The sequence below is a fragment of the Bacillus sp. SIMBA_074 genome, assembly GCF_046534555.1.
Classification (GTDB): domain Bacteria; phylum Bacillota; class Bacilli; order Bacillales; family Bacillaceae_G; genus Bacillus_A; species Bacillus_A mycoides.
Genome location: NZ_JAWRYM010000017.1, coordinates 63,181 through 82,213 on the forward strand (window position 1 = coordinate 63,181; position 19,033 = coordinate 82,213).

19 protein-coding genes are annotated in these 19,033 nt (G+C 36.2%); 7 read left to right on the forward strand and 12 right to left on the reverse strand.

What is annotated here, in order from left to right; all coding sequences use genetic code 11:
- Window positions 1-34: 34 nt before the first annotated feature.
- From SB773_RS18350 to SB773_RS18365, 4 genes are read right to left on the reverse strand one after another with little or no spacing between them, the layout of a single operon-like run.
- Window positions 35-928: an RluA family pseudouridine synthase gene (locus tag SB773_RS18350; RefSeq protein ID WP_002134973.1), complete on the reverse strand. Its 894-nt coding sequence runs from the start codon at window positions 926-928 to the stop codon at window positions 35-37.
- Window positions 929-943: 15 nt separating this feature from the next.
- Window positions 944-1,741: an NAD kinase gene (locus tag SB773_RS18355; protein ID WP_002011365.1), complete on the reverse strand. Its 798-nt coding sequence runs from the start codon at window positions 1,739-1,741 to the stop codon at window positions 944-946.
- A gap of 18 nt (window positions 1,742-1,759) precedes the next feature.
- On the reverse strand, window positions 1,760-2,398 hold the full coding sequence (yjbM, locus tag SB773_RS18360) for a GTP diphosphokinase (protein WP_002125951.1): 639 nt from the start codon (window positions 2,396-2,398) through the stop codon (window positions 1,760-1,762).
- A gap of 30 nt (window positions 2,399-2,428) precedes the next feature.
- A complete protein-coding gene (locus tag SB773_RS18365) occupies window positions 2,429-2,800 on the reverse strand; it encodes a UPF0738 family protein (protein ID WP_410591299.1) in 372 nt (123 codons plus the stop codon).
- Between the two features lie 144 nt (window positions 2,801-2,944).
- Between SB773_RS18365 and SB773_RS18370 the strand changes: the two genes are divergently transcribed.
- From SB773_RS18370 to SB773_RS18385, 4 genes are all read left to right on the forward strand, one after another.
- On the forward strand, window positions 2,945-3,523 hold the full coding sequence (locus SB773_RS18370) for a CYTH domain-containing protein (protein ID WP_410591301.1): 579 nt from the start codon (window positions 2,945-2,947) through the stop codon (window positions 3,521-3,523).
- 185 nt (window positions 3,524-3,708) lie between these two features.
- A complete protein-coding gene (locus tag SB773_RS18375) occupies window positions 3,709-4,107 on the forward strand; it encodes a globin domain-containing protein (RefSeq protein WP_000043388.1) in 399 nt (132 codons plus the stop codon).
- A complete protein-coding gene (locus tag SB773_RS18380; protein ID WP_002011359.1) occupies window positions 4,107-5,000 on the forward strand; it encodes a ClpXP adapter SpxH family protein in 894 nt (297 codons plus the stop codon). Before SB773_RS18375 ends, SB773_RS18380 begins: the two co-directional genes overlap by 1 nt.
- Window positions 5,001-5,229: 229 nt before the next feature.
- Complete coding sequence (locus tag SB773_RS18385; RefSeq protein ID WP_000748141.1) at window positions 5,230-5,403, forward strand: hypothetical protein; 174 nt, start codon at window positions 5,230-5,232, stop codon at window positions 5,401-5,403.
- Between the two features lie 133 nt (window positions 5,404-5,536).
- Here the strand turns inward: SB773_RS18385 and pepF are convergent, their stop codons facing one another.
- The 4 genes from pepF to mecA form a co-directional block, all read right to left on the reverse strand.
- Window positions 5,537-7,363, reverse strand: a complete 1,827-nt coding sequence (gene pepF / locus SB773_RS18390) for an oligoendopeptidase F (protein WP_410591304.1) — start codon at window positions 7,361-7,363, stop codon at window positions 5,537-5,539.
- A gap of 50 nt (window positions 7,364-7,413) precedes the next feature.
- On the reverse strand, window positions 7,414-8,649 hold the full coding sequence (locus tag SB773_RS18395) for a competence protein CoiA (RefSeq protein ID WP_410591306.1): 1,236 nt from the start codon (window positions 8,647-8,649) through the stop codon (window positions 7,414-7,416).
- Window positions 8,650-8,740: 91 nt separating this feature from the next.
- Window positions 8,741-10,285 carry a cardiolipin synthase gene (locus tag SB773_RS18400; RefSeq protein ID WP_410591308.1) on the reverse strand — a complete coding sequence of 515 codons (1,545 nt, stop codon included), beginning with the start codon at window positions 10,283-10,285 and terminating at the stop codon, window positions 8,741-8,743.
- A gap of 72 nt (window positions 10,286-10,357) precedes the next feature.
- Complete coding sequence (gene mecA / locus SB773_RS18405; RefSeq protein WP_002011351.1) at window positions 10,358-11,041, reverse strand: adaptor protein MecA; 684 nt, start codon at window positions 11,039-11,041, stop codon at window positions 10,358-10,360.
- Between the two features lie 436 nt (window positions 11,042-11,477).
- Here mecA and SB773_RS18410 point away from each other — a divergent pair, with 436 nt between their 5' ends.
- The gene (locus SB773_RS18410) at window positions 11,478-12,152 is read left to right on the forward strand and encodes a TerC family protein (protein WP_002030376.1); all 675 of its coding nucleotides are present in this window, start codon (window positions 11,478-11,480) and stop codon (window positions 12,150-12,152) included.
- Between the two features lie 50 nt (window positions 12,153-12,202).
- Here the strand turns inward: SB773_RS18410 and spx are convergent, their stop codons facing one another.
- The gene (spx, locus tag SB773_RS18415; RefSeq protein WP_002011348.1) at window positions 12,203-12,598 is read right to left on the reverse strand and encodes a transcriptional regulator Spx; all 396 of its coding nucleotides are present in this window, start codon (window positions 12,596-12,598) and stop codon (window positions 12,203-12,205) included.
- Between the two features lie 580 nt (window positions 12,599-13,178).
- Between spx and SB773_RS18420 the strand changes: the two genes are divergently transcribed.
- Window positions 13,179-13,382, forward strand: a complete 204-nt coding sequence (locus SB773_RS18420; RefSeq protein ID WP_000559981.1) for a hypothetical protein — start codon at window positions 13,179-13,181, stop codon at window positions 13,380-13,382.
- A 30-nt stretch (window positions 13,383-13,412) separates the two neighbouring features.
- Here the strand turns inward: SB773_RS18420 and SB773_RS18425 are convergent, their stop codons facing one another.
- On the reverse strand, window positions 13,413-15,059 hold the full coding sequence (locus SB773_RS18425; protein ID WP_002140829.1) for a peptide ABC transporter substrate-binding protein: 1,647 nt from the start codon (window positions 15,057-15,059) through the stop codon (window positions 13,413-13,415).
- Window positions 15,060-15,413: 354 nt separating this feature from the next.
- Between SB773_RS18425 and SB773_RS18430 the strand changes: the two genes are divergently transcribed.
- Window positions 15,414-16,859: an MATE family efflux transporter gene (locus SB773_RS18430; RefSeq protein ID WP_002166144.1), complete on the forward strand. Its 1,446-nt coding sequence runs from the start codon at window positions 15,414-15,416 to the stop codon at window positions 16,857-16,859.
- A gap of 191 nt (window positions 16,860-17,050) precedes the next feature.
- On the opposite strand, the gene SB773_RS18435 is transcribed toward SB773_RS18430, so the two are convergent.
- Both SB773_RS18435 and SB773_RS18440 read right to left on the reverse strand, forming a co-directional pair.
- Entirely contained in the window at window positions 17,051-17,986 is a 936-nt protein-coding gene (locus tag SB773_RS18435; RefSeq protein WP_002086978.1) for an ABC transporter ATP-binding protein, read from the reverse strand.
- Window positions 17,979-19,022, reverse strand: a complete 1,044-nt coding sequence (locus tag SB773_RS18440) for an ABC transporter ATP-binding protein (protein ID WP_002011337.1) — start codon at window positions 19,020-19,022, stop codon at window positions 17,979-17,981. Before SB773_RS18440 ends, SB773_RS18435 begins: the two co-directional genes overlap by 8 nt.
- Between the last annotated feature and the right edge of the window lie 11 nt (window positions 19,023-19,033).

Here is a 19,033-nt window from a genome sequence, read left to right on the forward strand (position 1 = left end):
AAAATTCTTTTTATGATAAGAATTTTGTTCCCTTTTAATTGTTATGTAAAGCGTATTGCATATCCTCTGGGATACTTACGGTAAAAGTCATTCCCTTTTCTAAAATAGGATGATAAAACGTCAAAGATGTACTATGCAGCGCTTGACGTTTTATCACATCTCTTCGGCCACCGTATAGATCATCCCCAAGTAGCGGATGTCCTATATATGCCATATGTACACGAATTTGATGTGTTCTTCCCGTCTCGAGCTCAAGCGCTACATGCGTCTTATCGGAAGAACTCTCCATCACTCTAAAATGAGTAACAGCTCTTTGACCATCTTCACAGACAGTTCGCTCGATAATACTATCCGCTTTTCGTCCGATTGGCGCGTCAATCGTTCCTACTTCTTCTAAAATAGTCCCATGAACGATTGCCTCATACGTTCGTTTCACCCCTTTTTGTTGATGCTGCTTCGATAAAAGGTGGTGAACGAATCTATTTTTCGCAATTAACATAAGCCCTGAAGTATCACGGTCTAACCTCGTCACAATGTGCACCGTACTTGCAAGATTTTGTTTATCATAATGATATAAAAGAGCGTTTGCAATACTTCCTGACGGGTGCTCCCTAGACGGAATCGTCGACATATTTGCTTCTTTATTTATAACAAGAACCGCATCATCTTCATATACGATACATAAAGGGATCTCTTCCACTTCCATCCCTTCACTTCTTTCCTCCACTGGAAAAAAGATTTGTAACTCTTCACCAGCTTGTAACTTGTGACGAACACTTGTGTGTTGACCGTTTACTTCAATTGCTCCCCCGCGGAACTTTATATCCGTTAAAGCAGCTTTCGAAATCCCTTTTGTTTTCAAAAATTCTCTAACTAAAGTTCCCTCTTCAGCCAGCCCTATATCCCATTTCAATGTAAATCTGTTCAAATATATAAACCCTCTCTATTTATCTGCAACAAACGAGTCACGAACACGTTTCCAGAATGGGAACGGACGGAAACGAACAAATCGTACTTTCTCGTTTGCAACGCGATACTGAATTGATTTCACATCTTGATGAACCATCGTCAAATGATCCACGGTAATTTGCATGTTCATTCCTGCAGCCGGCTTTAAAACGCATGTATGATGCTTCGGCAGTACGAGCGGCGAACCTACCGTACGAAATACACGATTGTTGATAGATGCCATTTCTGCAATTTGAATCGCTTCAATAGAAGGGTGAATAATTGCTCCGCCAAGCGCCTTATTATACGCGGTACTTCCTGAAGGAGTAGAAATACAAAGACCATCTCCGCGAAACGTTTCGAAATACTCTCCGCGTATTTCCACTTCTGTTACTAATGTACCTTCTGCACTTTTTACAGTTGCTTCATTCATCGCCAAATACTGCGACTCTTTACTACCATTCACATAGCGAATAATCACTTCTAAAAGTGGATATTCAACCACTTGGAACGGTGTTTTAGCGATTGCAATCACCAACTTCTCTACTTCCGTCGGTAACCAATCTGCATAGAAACCTAAATGCCCTGTATGTACACCAACAAATGCGGTTTCATCTAATCGATTATAGTAACGATGGAATGCATATAAAAGCGTTCCATCTCCCCCAACAGAAATTACAATATCAGGTTCCTTTTCATCCATTGTAAACCCAAAATCTAACAAGTATTCTTTCATTGTACTTGCTAGTGTATCTGATGATTGATCTCCCTTTGACATAATTGTAAATTTCATCGCCCAACACCCTTTAGTTTATGATTCAGAATCTTTCGTTTCCTGCTTTCGTGAAAAGACCTTTTGCGCTTCTTGAATTTCAAGACGAATGGAAGACATTTCTTCATCTAATAAAAACGCCGCTTCCGCTGCACGTTGTAAGCGTATTTTAATATCTTCAGGAAAACGTCCACTATATTTGTAATTTAAAGAATGCTCAATCGTTGCCCAAAAATTCATTGCTAACGTGCGAATTTGAATTTCAACTAACACTTTTTTCTCCCCCTGTATCGTTTGAACAGGATAACTAATGACAACGTGGTAAGAGCGATAGCCGCTATCTTTCTTTTGCGTTACATAATCACGTTCTTCTACAATGTCAAAATCATTTCGTTTTCGAAGATATTCTACAACAGGCTTAATCTCATCTACGAATTGACACATCATTCGAAGGCCCGCGATGTCCTGCATATCTTCTCTAATTCGGTCTAGCGGTACATTTCTCTTCTCCGCTTTATCAATAATACTTGCAACCGACTTTACCCTTCCTGTTACAAACTCAATTGGAGAATGCTCCGTTAACATTGCAAATTGAGTACGCATTCCTTTTAGTTTCACTTTCAGCTCCGCCACCGCTTGGTGATACGGTGCTAAAAATTCTTCCCAATTACGATTCATTTCAACCACCACCAAAATCAATCCATTTGCTTATAGAAACACTTTTTCTACAGCAGTTACTAGTTCTTCTCCGTAATTTGCATTACCTTCAATATTTTCAACTAAATATTCTACTTCTTCTTTTAATCCTTCTAATTCTATTTCAACATCATTCACGCGAATAAACATCGCTGTATCTTTATTCATCGCTTCATGCATTACTTCCCAGCATGTATGCGGAATACTTACATAAATGAAAGATGATTCATTTTCTAAGATATATAAAAATGATAAATTGTCTGAGTCTACAAGTACGTGATTACGCGCACTTAACTCCTTTACCTCTATTTCAGTATTTTCCGCACAAAAAATAAGCGCATTCTCTCTCGTTTCTACGCTCTTAACTTGAATTTTATTTTGCATACTCGAACTCCTCCATCTCAACTTCCTGTCTTACTTAACAGTATTATTGTATCATAACATGGACGCAAACAAATAAAACATTGAACCAAATTTGCGAAAAAGCGATAATGTGGAAAGAATTATTTTTCAAAAGGAGCGCATACAATGACACAAGAAATTGAAATTGAATTTAAAAATATGGTTACAGAGGAAGAATTCCAAACATTATGCAAATCTTTTTCTATTGAAGCATTTACAAAACAAGTAAATCACTACTTTGAAACGCCTCACTTCTCTTTAAAAGATACGGGCTCTGCACTTCGTATTCGTCATAAAGATGGAACTTATACATTAACATTAAAACAACCTGCTGAAATTGGTTTATTAGAAACCCATCAATCTATAACAGAAAAAGAAGCACAACTTATGATGGAAACAAACACAATCATTCAAGGAACTGTAATGGATCAGCTACACAAATTACAAATTCCCGTTTCCTCTTTAACTTATATGGGTAGTTTAACAACAGAAAGAGCTGAAATATTATTTGAAGGCGGAACGCTTGTCTTTGATCATAGTTTCTATTACAATCACGATGATTATGAAATTGAATACGAAGTGCAAGATGAAAAGACCGGTAAAGCAGCATTTATAAGGTTATTAAAGCAACATAACGTACCAGTTCGTCATACAAACAACAAAGTAAAACGCTTTTTCCTTGCCAAACAAAACGAAGAGCGCTAAAGTAAAATTTCCATCAGTGAAGAAGAGCTGTACTTACGGCTACATTTCACCTTTTTGAAAAGCAAAAGATTTATTAGCAACATATAGAATAAGCAAAGAATGTTATGAAGGCTGTTTAGTTGCTCTTCATAACATTCCATTGCTACAATAGATATACATTTCATGGAAAAAGGAGTTTATAAAGGATGAGCAAGCAACCGATGACACCATTTGAAGCAATTGGCGGTGAACAATGCATTGCAACATTAGTGGATACATTTTATTCCTATGTCAGTGAACACCCTGACTTATCTCCGATCTTCCCGGATGATTTAACAGAAACTGCTAGGAAGCAGAAACAATTTTTAACACAATATTTAGGTGGTCCTAATTTATACACTGAAGAACATGGGCATCCTATGCTAAGAGCACGCCATCTTCCGTTTGAGATTACTCCAAAACGCGCAGAAGCTTGGCTGTCATGTATGGAGCAAGCAATGGATGATACAGGAGTGCACGGTCATATAAGAGAGTTTGTTTTTGAACGTTTAGCATTAACTGCTCAACATATGGTCAATACTCCAAATGAAACAGGTGAAGTGTAATGGATAAGCAGGAAGCAAAGCATATAAATATGCCTTCTCCTTCCACATGCGAGCATAAATCTGTAGAAGCATATTTATTTATTGATCCACTTTGTAAAGATTGCTGGGATATCGAGCCATTTATTATTAAACTATGGCTTGAGTATGGGAAATACTTCTCTATTCGTCATATAGTAACAGGAAAAGTGGACGGGGCAAACGCTTCCTCACACAAATGGAATAAACCTGCTAATATTCGATTTGTGTGGGAAAAGACAACAAGTTTACAAGGTTTTTCATGTGATGGAAAAGTACATATGCAAGAGGCGTCGTCAACACCGTATTTAGTTTCGATGGCAATTAAGGCGGCGGAGTTGCAAGGCCGAAAAGCAGGTTCGAAGTTTTTGCGAAAACTCCAAGAATACATTTTTCTTGAAAATGTATCAAACCCTGACTGTGAATTATTGCTTACATGTGCTAAAGATAGTGGCATTGATGTAGAGGAATTTAAAAAAGACCTACACTCAGTTAGCGCAAAAAAAGCTTTCCAATGCGACCTAAAATTCACAAATGAGATGCATATTACAGAAATACCTTCCCTCCTATTTTTTCATGCAAATTCAGATGAGGAAGGTATTAAAATCACAGGGATTTATTCCTATGATGTATACGTACAGCTATTAAAAGAACTGGTAAAATGCGAAATTGAGCCAGAACCATTACCTCCTTTAGAAGTATTACTAGAAGCAACACAATTTATTTCTTCAAAGGAAATCTCATTTATATATGACTGCCCTCAGCAAGAAATAGAGCGTGAACTAAAAAAATTACAACTAAAACGAAAAGTACAAATGATTGAAGTGAAGTGCGAGCGTTATTGGAAATGGATAGCAAAAGAAAAAGACCTGGTGTAAACACCAGGTCTTTTTCTTTACGGCTTATAAAAATATTAAAGGGGATGGGAGAAATTTTCACGTTCAAACAAAGGGGTATATGTTTGTATGTGAATTCGTTCACGCTTATTATATTACAAGATTCGACGTCAGATGACAACCCCTTTTGTCGAATTTCACATTTTTGTCACATTCTAAACGTTTTCATTCTTGAATAAGCTATAAAAAAAGCAATTTAGGAGGTTTCCTTATGAAAAAATCTCATATTTTTCTTATCTTTCTATGTGTTATTGTTTCTTTTTTCTTGTATATCCTCTCTCTATTACAAGCTTTCCCTAAAATTATTGCCTTTCCTCTTTTATTCGGAGTTATCGTCATCGCTGTCTCTTATTTCAACTATAGAAAACGATTTAAAGGATTTTAATTACAAAAATCAACTGTAAAACTGCCTTCTAATTTAGAAAAAGTAAGGAAATCCTCCTTATTTTATCGACAAATATCGACAAAAAACATTTTCAAACAAAAAAGACGAGGATAAAATCCCTCGTCTTTTCTCATTACTTTTCTTCAAATAATAACGCTTCTAATTCATTTAATTTCTCTTCAAATACTTGAAGTGCCTCTTTCACTGGTTCAGGAGATGCCATATCAACTCCTGCTTTTTTCAACACTTCAATTGGATAATCGGAGCTTCCCGCTTTTAAGAATTCGTTAATGTAACGTTCTACTGCTGGTTGCCCTTCTTCTAAAATTTGTTTAGATAACGCAGTCGCTGCACTAAATCCTGTTGCGTATTGATATACGTAATAGTTGTAATAGAAGTGCGGAATACGAGACCATTCTAAACCGATTTCTTTATCGATTACTAAAGCATCCCCGAAATATTTCTTATTTAAATCGTAGTAGATCTCCGTTAACATATCTGGCGTAACCGCATGTCCTTCTTGTACTTTTTTATGAATGATATGCTCGAACTCTGCAAACATTGTTTGACGGAATACAGTACCACGGAATCCTTCTAAATAATGATTTAATAAATATAGACGCTCTTTTTTATCTTCTGTCGTTTTTAATAAATAATCATTTAGAAGCGCTTCATTACAAGTTGATGCTACCTCTGCAACGAAGATTGAATAATCACCGTATACGTGTGGCTGTGTCTTTCTTGTGTAATAACTATGCACCGAATGACCAAACTCATGAGCAAGTGTATATAAATTATTTACATTATCATGCCAGTTCATTAAAATATACGAATTTGTTCCGTATGCACCAGATGAATATGCTCCGCTTCGTTTGCCTTTATTCTCGTACACATCTACCCAGCGATTTTCATATGCTTCTTTTAAAATTTCAACATATTCATCACCAAGTACGTTTAAAGATTTTAATAACAGGTCTTGCGCTTCTTCATACTTCACATTCATTTTCACTTCTTGTACAAGTGGTGTATATAAATCGTACATATGAAGCTCATCAAGTCCTAGTGCACGCTTACGAATATCAATGTAACGGTGTAATAAATGTAAGTTGTCATTTACCGTTTCAACGAGTTGATCGTATACTGCTTCAGGAATATTATTATTGCTTAATGCTGCTTGGCGAGCAGAGTCATATTTACGAATACGTGCATTGAAATTATTACGTTTCACTGCCCCGCTTAACGTACTTGCAAATGTGTTCTTAAATTTCCCATACGTTTCAAATACAGCTTTGAATGCATCTTCGCGAACACGACGATCATCACTTTCTAAAAACTGAATGTAACGGCCATGTGTTATTTCTACCTCTTCTCCATCCTCACCTTTAATAGATGGGAATTTCAAATCCGCATTATTCAACATACCGAATGTATTACTTGATGCACTCATCACTTCAGATGCTTCTGCTAATAACGCTTCCTCTGCCTCAGATAATACGTGCGGACGTTGACGTGTAATTTCTTCTAATGCATGCTCATATACACTTAGTTCTCGATTTTCTTGTAAAAATGTTTGCAATGTATCTTCTGAAATAGATAAAATTTCAGGTACGATATACGCTGTGCTACTAGATACTTGTGAGTATAAATTTGTTGCGCGATCATTCAGTGCTTGATACACAGAGTTTGTTGTATCTTGATCGTAACGCATATGTGCATATGTATATAGCTTACCTAATCGCATTGAAATTTCATCTTCATATTGCAATGCCTCAAGCAAATTGTCTGCAGAGTCGCCAAGCTTCCCTTTAAATTCAGTTAACTTTGGCAATAGCTCTTTAATAGCTTGGAATTCTTTTTCCCATTCTGCATCTGTTTGGAAAATATCTTCTAATCGCCATGTACTTGCTTCTTCAATCTCATTGCGATCTGGTAATGTTTTTGCTTTATTTTGTTCAGACATTCTGTAAGCCCTCCTTTAAATATCTCTACTTAAGTACAATTCTGTTTTTCTTATGTAATTCCTTCACGTTCATTCTTTATTATATCCCCTTTTTCTTCTCTCATGTTGAACTTTGTCTCAAATAGAGATAGCGCATAAGTTAGGCAAATCTCATCATATTTCCTAACTTCCTCCTCCGCCTGTAACATAACTATATTCCTCATTTTTCGGTACGTATAAGTCCCTACTTTATGCAACACGCCTACAAAACATAAAAAAGTCATATATTCAGTAACCGCTACTTTCCATATATGTTGTGAAAAGTACGGAAGTAAGCGCATTTCCGTATTTTTTTTTACATAACTACACACATATTGAAGGGAAATACAATTCCCTACCGCAAGCTCACCTATACACTTCATGTATAGAAAAGCTTGCCATGTAAATGGATTTGTTTGAAAAGCAAACGCGGATGGGAGCGGAACACCGATTTCAGAAGGAAAGCTCGCTGGGGTACATTTATATTGATATAAGAGGCGGAGTAGTGACTTATGATTATAATTCCAGATAGATAGAGCGTTTTGCCGAAAATGGTTCTTTTTTCTCTTCCATTCTTGTCCTAGTACCTCTTTTTGGAAAGGAACAGAGGAAAAGAGCATGTCAACAGTAGTCGTATCAGTTGGTAAATAAATAGTATGTGAGAAAGAGACATTTGTAGAAAACGGAGTGATAAATGCGCATTTCATAAACGATTTTTGTTTCGGACAGAAGAAAATAAGAAATGGCTGAGGATAAGATTGTAAGGAGAAAGCCAGAAGTGAGGAAAATTTCATCCAATATGCAGATTGCTTTTTTAATTGATTTCCACCAATGATCCAGATGACCTGTATACCAGCTTGCCAATACGAGTATGTTCGTTTAGAAAGCTGTTCTATGGAGAGATTGGCGCATTGATATTCAATCGCAATTTCCCTACCTGCTCTCTCTACGAAAACATCTGGTCTTTGCTGGATTTTTGGAAGGTAATGCTCTATATCCACATGAAAATTTTGACGTTTCAACCATCTATATAACAATTCTTTACCGTGCATATGATACATAGATTCTGCTTCATAAAAGGTAAGACATGAATCCACTTTCTTATGAGCAAAATGCCAGCTCTTTTGTGTTCCTAATTTCATTTGCACTTCTTTTCCGCAAGCTGTACAAAAGAATTTTTCTCGTTTACGCATTTCGCGTAAACGTTCTTCATCCCGGTTATATAATAGATGAATTTTCTCTCCGTTTTCTCTCCTTGCAATAAACATCCACCATCACACCCTTTCAACTTCTTGTATTCTACAATTTACTACAAATTCCTCTCAAAAAAAGAGATGTCCTAAATTAGGACATCTCTTTCTATAATAAAGGTGATAATAACCGATACGTCGATTCAACAATCCGCCTATGAAGACGTCTCTTATGAAATCGGTCAACATGAATTTCACTGGATTCTTCTAAATCGTCTTTAAAATCTTGAACGAGCTTTCGAATGCTACCTGTATCATATAAAAAGGCATTTACTTCAAAGTTTAAATGAAAACTTCTCATATCCATATTAGCTGTCCCAATTGATGCGAGATCAGAATCCACGATGACAACTTTACTATGAAGAAAACCTTTTTCATATTCATATATTTTTACTCCTGCATCTAATAACTCCGGAAAGTACGATCTTGATGCATAAAAGACAGTCCGCTTATCTGGCTTACTTGGCATTAACAAACGAACATCAATACCAGCAAGTGCAGCTACTTTTAATGCAGATAAAATATCATCATCTGGGATAAAGTATGGTGTTGCAATCCAAATCGATTTCCTAGCTGAAGCAATCATTGCAAAATATAAATGTTTAATTGTTTCCCATTTATTATCCGGTCCACCTCCAACAAGTTGGACTCCGCCCCAATGATCACCCTCAACTGCTTCCGCTTGTAAATATTCAGGTGCTAATACCGCCTCACCAGTCATATAAAACCAGTCTTGAAGGAAAATTAGCTGTAAACTTTGAACTGCTTCACCGCGTAAATATAAATGCGTGTCTCGCCAAAAACCGAAATATTTATCCTTCCCTAAATACTCATCACCAATATTTAATCCACCTACAAACCCTTCATTTCCATCTATAATAACGATTTTCCGGTGGTTTCGATAATTAATTTTATCGTTTAAAATTGGAAAGCGCACAGGGAAAAATGGAATCATTTCTACTCCTGCATCATTCAATTCTTCAATATACGAATTTGATAATTTAAAGCTTCCAACCGCGTCGTATAAAAAACGAACGACAACGCCTTCTTTTGATTTTTTTATTAAAATATCTTTAATTTCTGTACCGAGCTTGTCATCACGCACAATGTAATACTCCATATGAATGTGGTGTTTCGCTCGATTTAACCCATCTAAAATTGCCTGAAACGTTTCGTCTCCATTTGTTAATGTCCTCGTTTCAGTTTGAAATGAAATATTTAAAGCACCTAGTCGATCTGCTAAACGAAATAACAATTCTTGATGCTTATGATTTCGTAAAATCCGTTCTTCGTAATCTTCGTGTCCCTTATATTGTAAAAATGCCTGTTCATCGAGTAATGCCTTCTTTTGGAACATTCTTTTTCTACGAAAATTTTGTCCAAATAAAAGATAAGCAAAGAAACCGAACACCGGAAAAATACCTAGTACGATTAACCACGTAAGTGTTTTAGACGGATGGCGGTTTTCTAAGAAAATAACACATCCAATTAAAAATGCGGAAACCGTAAATAAAATACTAATAATACCTAAAATAGAAACATCCTTTATCCCAATGACATCCGAATAAAATGCTACATCAATAAACATGCGTAATGAAACAAATAATGCGAACAATAGTAGAAAAAAGAAAAATAGTTTTAACGTGTTTTTCATCTCTTACCTCCTTACTAAGAAAGCCTTCCTATTCTTCATAAAAAAAGCCGATTTCATACTATAGAAATCGGCCTACATTTTAGGAGGAAAATTGTTGCGAATTGTCTCAAGCGCACGCTCTTTCACAACCTGTTTCCCATACTCACTTACACGGTGAATCGTTAAAGTAGATTCTTCTCCATATTCTAAAACAATACTTAAAATACGATCAATTTCTTCTTCATCATGTAGCACTTCATCGAATTCCACATATACATAATATCGGTCCTCAAATGAATGTAATTCATCTTTTATATCTTCAAAGATAAGACGATGACTTAATGAAATAACATCTTCAAAATCATTAAACTTAATTAAAAAGCCAAACGTACCATCTTCATTAAAGTTTGTTCCTACTTGTTCTTCTACCTCTTCCACTAATTCTTGCTGGAATAATGATTCGATGCCTTCATCTAGAGGAATGTCTATAATTTTGTCTACACCTATTGGTAGTTCCAGCTTTTGTCCATCCTTTGAAAGCTCCGCTTTCGTTACAAGTACTTCAATCCCTTTATCGACTGCTTGCACTTGGATCCATAACGGCCCATCGATAAAGAAATCATCATGATCACGAGCTTCGTCCATCATCTCCCAAAAGAGCTCTTCACTTCGTTCGCGATCATACCAAATTTCTTCACGATTAAACCCTCTGTCCTCTATATCAATGTACGTAATAAAAAATTTCATCGTATGGTCATTAATTCTTTCAATATCCAAAATACAACGCTCCCTTCCTGCTTAGAATTGTTATGAAGGGATTCCCCACTCATATGACAAAACAATAGATTCTTGTACTCTCATTTTATGATAAGATTCTCCAGAAGGGAAATAAAATCGATTTATTTTACAAAAATAGTTATATACCTATCTGTATTCGACTTTTTACATAAAGTGAAACAATAATCAGTATTTTTTTCATCCTCCACTGATTATTAGCTCGCACCAATCGGAATAAATATACCATTATACCAATTCACTGCTCGCAAAAAATTTGGACATACATTCCCATATTCCCTCGTACACTGTAATAAAGTGAAACTTCTATTAGAGGTGATTATTTTGTCCCTGGGAGCGCGGGATCAAAACTAGACAAACTTTCTTCACCACATACATATATTTCGCTTATTAAAACATCATAAATGGAGGCAGACGAATGGACTTAGAGTTTTTAACATCTGTACTACTGATTGTCGGTATCGATGTTGTACTAGGTGGCGATAACGCAATTGTCATCGCACTAGCTAGCCGAAATTTACCTGAAGCAAAACGAAATAAAGCCATTTTGATTGGTACTATGTTAGCAATTGTGCTACGAATTCTCCTCACGATACTAGCTGTCTATTTACTTGATATCCCATTTTTACAACTCACCGGCGGAATTTTACTCACATTAATTGCGGTCAATTTACTCACTGATAATAACAACGATCTTTCTTCTATCAAAGGAAAAACGACTTTATTCCAAGCTGTGCGTACAATTGTATTCGCGGATCTCGTTATGGGGTTTGACAATGTTATTGCCATTGCAGGAGCAGCTCACGGAAGACTTTCACTGGTAATTATCGGTTTATTCATTTCTATCCCGATTATCATTTGGGGAAGCAAACTTATTTTAATACTCATGGAACGCTTTCCATTTCTCATTTATTGCGGAGCAGCAGTTCTCGCCTATACAGCAGGAAAAATGATTACACATGAAGACAGACTTGCAACGTTTTTTCATCATAATCCTAGTTTTGCCACAAGTATCCCTTATTTGTTCATTTTCACCATTTTATGCATAGGCTTTATCGTTCAACAAGTGCGATTACGTAATGTTAAACAGTAAAAAAAAACCTTCTACTCTATAATAGGTAGAAGGTTTTCATATTATTATAATTAATTTACAAGACGCTGTGCTTCACGTAATTGGAACGTTCTTACTGTACGTGGTAAGAAACGACGGATTTCATCTTCGTTGTAACCTACTTGAAGGCGTTTTTCGTCAATCATAATTGGACGACGTAAAATACCTGGATAGTCACGAATCATCTTATATAAATCTTGAAGTGGTAAAGACTCTAAGTTCACATTCAATTCTTGGAAAACTTTTGAACGAGTAGAAATAATCTCATCCGTTCCGCTTTCTGTCATACGTAAAATCTCTTTAATCTCATCAATCGTTAATGGATCTGAGAAAATATTACGTTCTGTATAAGGAATATGATTTTCCTCTAGCCATAATTTCGCCTTTCTACAAGACGTACAGCTTGGAGAACTATATAATGTTACCATACAAAGCTCACTCTCCTTAAAGAGTACAAATTCTGTACTAATTACAGTTTAAATTTCTAACTTCCGCAATTTTTCGCGATAACTTGTCTTATAGCAAAGTAAAAAATCGCAATTCATGTAAGCAACAATAATTACTTTTAATAAGTAACTTCTATAATCATTATACAATAGTTTTTGCAAGAAATATACAGTGAATTTACTGCTAGTTGAGAAAATTTCTCCGTGTACTCCACTGCTATGCAACATGATTATACTCAGTAAAACTGTCCTTTAACAACGGTCTTCAACCCTTTTGATACTTACTTTCTACAATAATCTTCACTTGATATACAATTACAGTTTCATAATCTTCCCCATTAAAAAGAGAGCGTTTTCTTACCTTTTCCCAACAAAACAATTGAGAAATGTAAGACTCTAAAGATTAGAAACGAAAAGGAACATTCGTTCTCATTTTAACAAATCTCCCCGCTCATGTCTATATGCTTTCTAAAGCAAATCGAATATTTTTCTGACATTTCTTTCTTTTTTACCATTTATCTCATACAATAAAAATACAGACAGACAAAGGGGGAATTTGCATATGATCGCTTTTTTTACTGATTTTATCATTGTTGCTACCCTCATCATCGGAATAACAGCATTGATTGGTGTCATTACAAATAGCATCGGTGAAAAACTCTTTGGTGGGAAAGAAAAAATGAAGTTTGTTAACAAAAGTTTAGATGTACAATCTGGCTGGAACCAAGTTGGCGGAAAAGGCATTTATAAAAAACGTACGTACTAAAAAAAGCAGGTAATTACCTGCTTTTTTTTGTTATTTTCCTACTGATGCCCATTTGAAGCTTACTTCGCCACCATACTTATGGTTGTACATATCTTTAATTGTTTCTCTTTGTAAATATGCTCTACCACGTTGATATACTGGAACAATCGCAGCGTCATCAAGTAACATTTTTTCTGCTTCAAGTAAGTTTTTCCAACGAGCATTTACGTCGCTTCCATCTTTCTTCGCTTTCATAATAATCTCATCGTACTTCGGATTAGAATACTTCATTTTATTTTGTGCCCCATCAGTTACGAACATATCAAGATATGTAACTGGATCTGGGAAGTCTGCACTCCATCCAGAGAATGACATTACAAAGTCGCCCGCATCTTCTAATTTTAGTTTTTGCGCGAATGGTTGTTGTTTAATTTTCACTGTTAAACCTGGTAAATTCTTTTCTAACTCACCTTTTAAATATTCACCAGTTTTCTTCGATAATTCAACGTCTTCATTTAATAGCTCTAATTCAATTTCGTTTTTACCAAGCTCTTTTTTACCAGCTTCCCAATACTTTTTCGCTTCTTTTACATTTGGTTTTACAATATCTCCATTTTCAACACGGAAATCTTTTTTATCCGGTCCTTTAATGAAATTGTCAGGAATTAATCCCGTCGCTGGCTTAGAACCGTTATTTAATAATGTATCAACGAATGGTTTACGGTCAAAACCAAGAGAAATTGCTTTACGAATATTTTTATTTGCTAAAGCTGGGTCTTTTTGATTTAAGCGAAGGAAGAATACAGATGTATCTTCTACCGTTTTGAAATCTGGTTTTCCTTTATATTTATCGATGAACTCTGCTAATAACGTCGCTCGATCGACTGCGTTTGTTTCATATAAATTAATTGGCGTAGACGTATCTTTTACAATATTAAAGTTTACTTCCTCAAGCTTCACTTCTTTATTGTCCCAATATGATGAGCTCTTTGTCATTTTGAAGCTACGTTCATGTTGCCAATCACTTAATGTAAATGGTCCGTTATAAAGTGTTGTATTTGCTTCTAAACCAAACTTCGTCCCTTGCTCTTTCACATACTTTTCATTAACAGGATAGAAGATCGGATAGACCATTAAATCAACAAGATATGGAATAGAATTATCTAATTCTACTTCTAGTGTATGATCATCAATCGCTTTTACACCTAATTGGTCTGGACTCATCTCTTTTTTATTAATTTTCTCAGCATTTTTTATATCGTACATAATGTAAGCCGATTTCGCAGCTGTATCTGGATTAATTGCTCTTTGCCATGCATACACGAAATCTTTCGCCGTTACAGGTTCACCATTTGACCATTTTGCATCTTCACGTAATTTAAATGTATACTTTTTACCGTCTTCTGACTTTTGGAATTCCTTCGCTACACCTGGAACTAATTTATCGTCTTTCCCAAGGCGGTATAGGCCTTCCATCGTATTGTTCATTACTTTTGAAGAAACTGCATCAGCTGATAACGCTGGGTCCATCGTTGGAATTTCTTGTGTTTCAATTAAGTTAATAACTTGCTTCGCACCGCTTTTCCCGCTATCCCCTTTTGCGTTCGCTTGCGGTTCATCTTTTTGGTAGCCACATGCCCCTAAAATCATGCTCATTGCTACTGTTGATGCTACAAAAACTGGTATCTTTTTTTTCATACTTCCACCCTCCAAAAAAAATGTTAGCCCTTTCATTTTCAAACAGAAAGAAATATATATATGTTCTAATAATTCATATTATACACACAAATATATTCTTTGTATATTTATATTTCTATTTTATTAAAATTTTCTGTTAACACCACGTGCATTTGTAAACGTTTCACACTGCGTTTTTATTGAACTAAAGTGTTAAAAATGAACATTTTTATACTTTTCTAAATTATCAGAGAAAAATAAATTTTATATTCTATAATATCTTACGCATAATTATTCCTCCTTTTTTGTCATAAAATGAAGGTTTATTCATATTGAAAATATGTAGGCTAAAATAAGTGCAAAGGATATGAAAGTGTGTTACGATACACTTTGCTAAAAATAGATATCGGTAAAGAGGGGACGGACATGACAGCAATTCGCTCAAAAAACGGGCCAACAGAGAAATTAAGTTTATTCTTATTAACATGGCCTATTTTTCTAGAAGTTTTTCTTTTTATGCTGATGGGGATCGCTGATACTTTCATGTTAAGTGCATTATCAGACGATGCTGTATCTGGGGTTGGTGCAGCGAATCAATACCTTCATATCGCGATTTTAGTACTAGAAGTCATAGGGAATGGTGCAGCTATCGTTGTATCCCAATACCTCGGTTCTAAACGCTTTATGGAAGCATCAAAAATATCAGCATTAGCCGTCACATTAAATTTAGTGGTCGGACTCATTATAAGCGCTGGTTTTCTTTTATTTTCAAAACATATGATGATGGCAATGAATTTACAAGGCGATGTACTAACTTATGCACAAAGCTATCTATCCATCGTCGGAGGAGCTATTTTCCTTCAAGCTATTATTAACTCATTAGCCGCAATTATCCGCGTTCACGGCTTTACAAAGCAAGCGATGTTTGTTTCGCTTGGAATGAATATTATTCATATCGCCGGAAACTACGTACTTATTTTCGGGAAATTCGGTTTCCCTGAACTTGGTGTGCAAGGGGCCGCGATTTCTTCCGCTGTCAGCCGGTTAATCGCACTTATCGTTTTCTTCTGGTTACTGTACCGCGTTATGGAATACCGTGTGAAATTACAATATTACTTCACTTTATCAAAAGAATACGTTGGCAAAATTTTAAAGATCGGCATTCCATCTGCATTCGAACAAGTCATGTATCAAGCTTGTCAAATTGTCTTCTTATATTACGCAACATACTTAGGTACGGAATCGTTAGCTGCAAGACAATACGCTACTAACATTTCCATGTTCACTTATTTATTCGCCATTGCTATCGGTATGGGAACAGCTATTATCGTTGGACGCCTAGTTGGCGGAAATGAAAAGGATGAAGCTTACACACGCGTATGGAAAAGTGTACAATGGGCGATTGGTGTAACTTTATTTATGGTCATGCTCGTTGTTACATTCCGCACACAATTAATGGGACTATTTACGGATAATCCTCATATTATCGCTCTAGGGGCAAGCGTTCTTTTACTAAGTGTACTACTTGAAACAGGACGGACGATGAACATCGTCATCATTAATTCACTTCGTGCAGCTGGCGATGCAAAATACCCTGTTTTAATCGGCGCATTCTCCATGGTGTTAATGAGCTTACCACTCGGTTACTTTTTCGCCTTCCATTTAGACATGGGGCTCGTTGGTATTTGGCTAGCGATTGCTATCGACGAATGGACGCGAGCAATTATTATGTTCTTCCGCTGGAGAAGTAGATCGTGGGAAAATTATGCACTTGTTAAACCAAATGAGCAAGATGAGAGTGTTTCTGTTCAAGCGCAGTAAAATAAAAGTGTTTCTAAATGAAGAAAAAGGCGGCTGGATTTCAGTCGCCTTTTCTTCATTCTTGGAAACTCTTAATTTGCTGTCTTTAAACCGAAAAAGAACTTGGATAAAATCTCTTTATACTAAATTAAGTTTAATTAGTATAAAAAAATAGAGCCATCCTTCTTTAATAGAAGAATGGCTCTACTTTATTATTGATAGATTTCTTTATATTTCTTATACTCTGCTTCAGAACATAATACAAAATGTCCTGGGCGAATTTCACGCATTGTTGGTGCTTCCTCACCATATTGATGTTGAGATGGATCGTATACGATACGTTTACGATTGCGCTCATAATCTGGATCTGGAAGCGGAATTGCAGATAGTAGTGATTTTGTATATGGATGCATTGGATTCGCATATAACTCTTCACTTGTTGTCAACTCAACGATTTGACCACGGTACATTACACCAATGCGATCACTAATGTATTTTACCATTGATAAATCATGGGCGATGAATAAGTATGTTAAACCTTTTTCTCTTTGTAACTGTTTCAGTAAGTTTACAACTTGCGCCTGAATCGATACGTCAAGTGCTGAGATTGGTTCATCAGCAATGATAAATTCAGGTTCTACAGCTAGCGCACGAGCGATACCGATACGTTGACGTTGTCCGCCTGAGAATTCATGCGGGAAACGGTTTGCGTGCTCTTTATTTAAACCAACTGTATTTAATAATTCATGAACACGGTCCATGCGCTCTTTTTTGCCTTTTGCTAGTCCGTGAATATCAATACCTTCTGCAATAATATCCCCTACTGTCATACGAGGATTTAATGATGCATATGGATCTTGGAAAATCATTTGCATTTTACGGTTGAACTTCTTCAGCTCGGCACGTGATTTTTTACCATGTACATTTTCACCATCGAACAACACTTCACCAGCAGTTGCATCATATAAACGAATAATCGTTCTTCCAGTTGTCGATTTACCACAACCTGATTCTCCTACAAGACCAAATGTTTCTCCGCGGTAAATATCAAATGAAATATCATTAACCGCTTTGACAACACCACCACTCACGTCGAAGTGCTGCTTTACATTTTTTACTTCAATTAATTTCTCACGTTGTTTAGTCATGTTGTTCACCTGCTTTCATTTGAAGAATGCGTTTTTCAACGACTGCCGGTGGTTTTACTTCTGGAGCTTGCTCGTGAAGTAACCAAGTTGCCGCATAGTGTGTATCACTTACTTTAAATAAAGGTGGGTCCATTTCAAAATCAATTTTTAATGCCTGCGGGTTACGTGGTGCAAAAGCATCACCCTTTGGCGGTTTTAATAAGTCTGGAGGCGTTCCTGGAATCGCATATAGCTCGTCCTCTGCACCATCTAAGCTTGGCATAGATGCGATTAAGCCCCATGTGTATGGATGTTTTGGATTGTAGAAAATTTCATCAACAGTTCCAATTTCAACAACTTTACCAGCGTACATAACCGCAACTCGGTCTGCAACGTTTGCCACTACACCTAAGTCATGCGTAATGAAAATGATTGCTGCTTCTGTTTTTTGCTGAATGTCCTTCATAAGTTCTAAAATTTGCGCCTGAATTGTAACGTCTAGCGCTGTTGTCGGCTCATCGGCAATTAATAATTTCGGGTTACAAGCTAACGCCATCGCAATAACTACACGCTGTCTCATACCACCTGAGAATTGGTGAGGATATTGTTTTAAGCGCGCTTCTGGATTCGGAATACCTACAAGGTCGATTAATTCTAACGCAACTTTACGTGCATCTGCTTTACTCATCCCTTGGTGTTTAATAAGGCCTTCCATAATTTGATTTCCAATTGTCATCGTTGGGTTTAATGATGTCATTGGATCTTGGAAAATCATCGCAATATCTTTACCGCGTACTTGTTGCATTTCTTTTTCTGTTAGTTTCGTTAAGTCACGACCTTCAAATACGATTTCACCGTTTTTAATACGCCCTGGAGGATTCGGAATTAATCCCATTAACGCTTTAGAAGTAACTGATTTACCAGAACCAGATTCTCCTACAATCGCTAATGTTTCTCCTTTTTTCAAATCAAAAGTAACACCGCGTACAGCTTGTACTTCACCTGCATGTGTATCAAAGGAGACTTGCAAATCTTTTACCTCTAGCAATGTTTTCATTTTTACTTCTC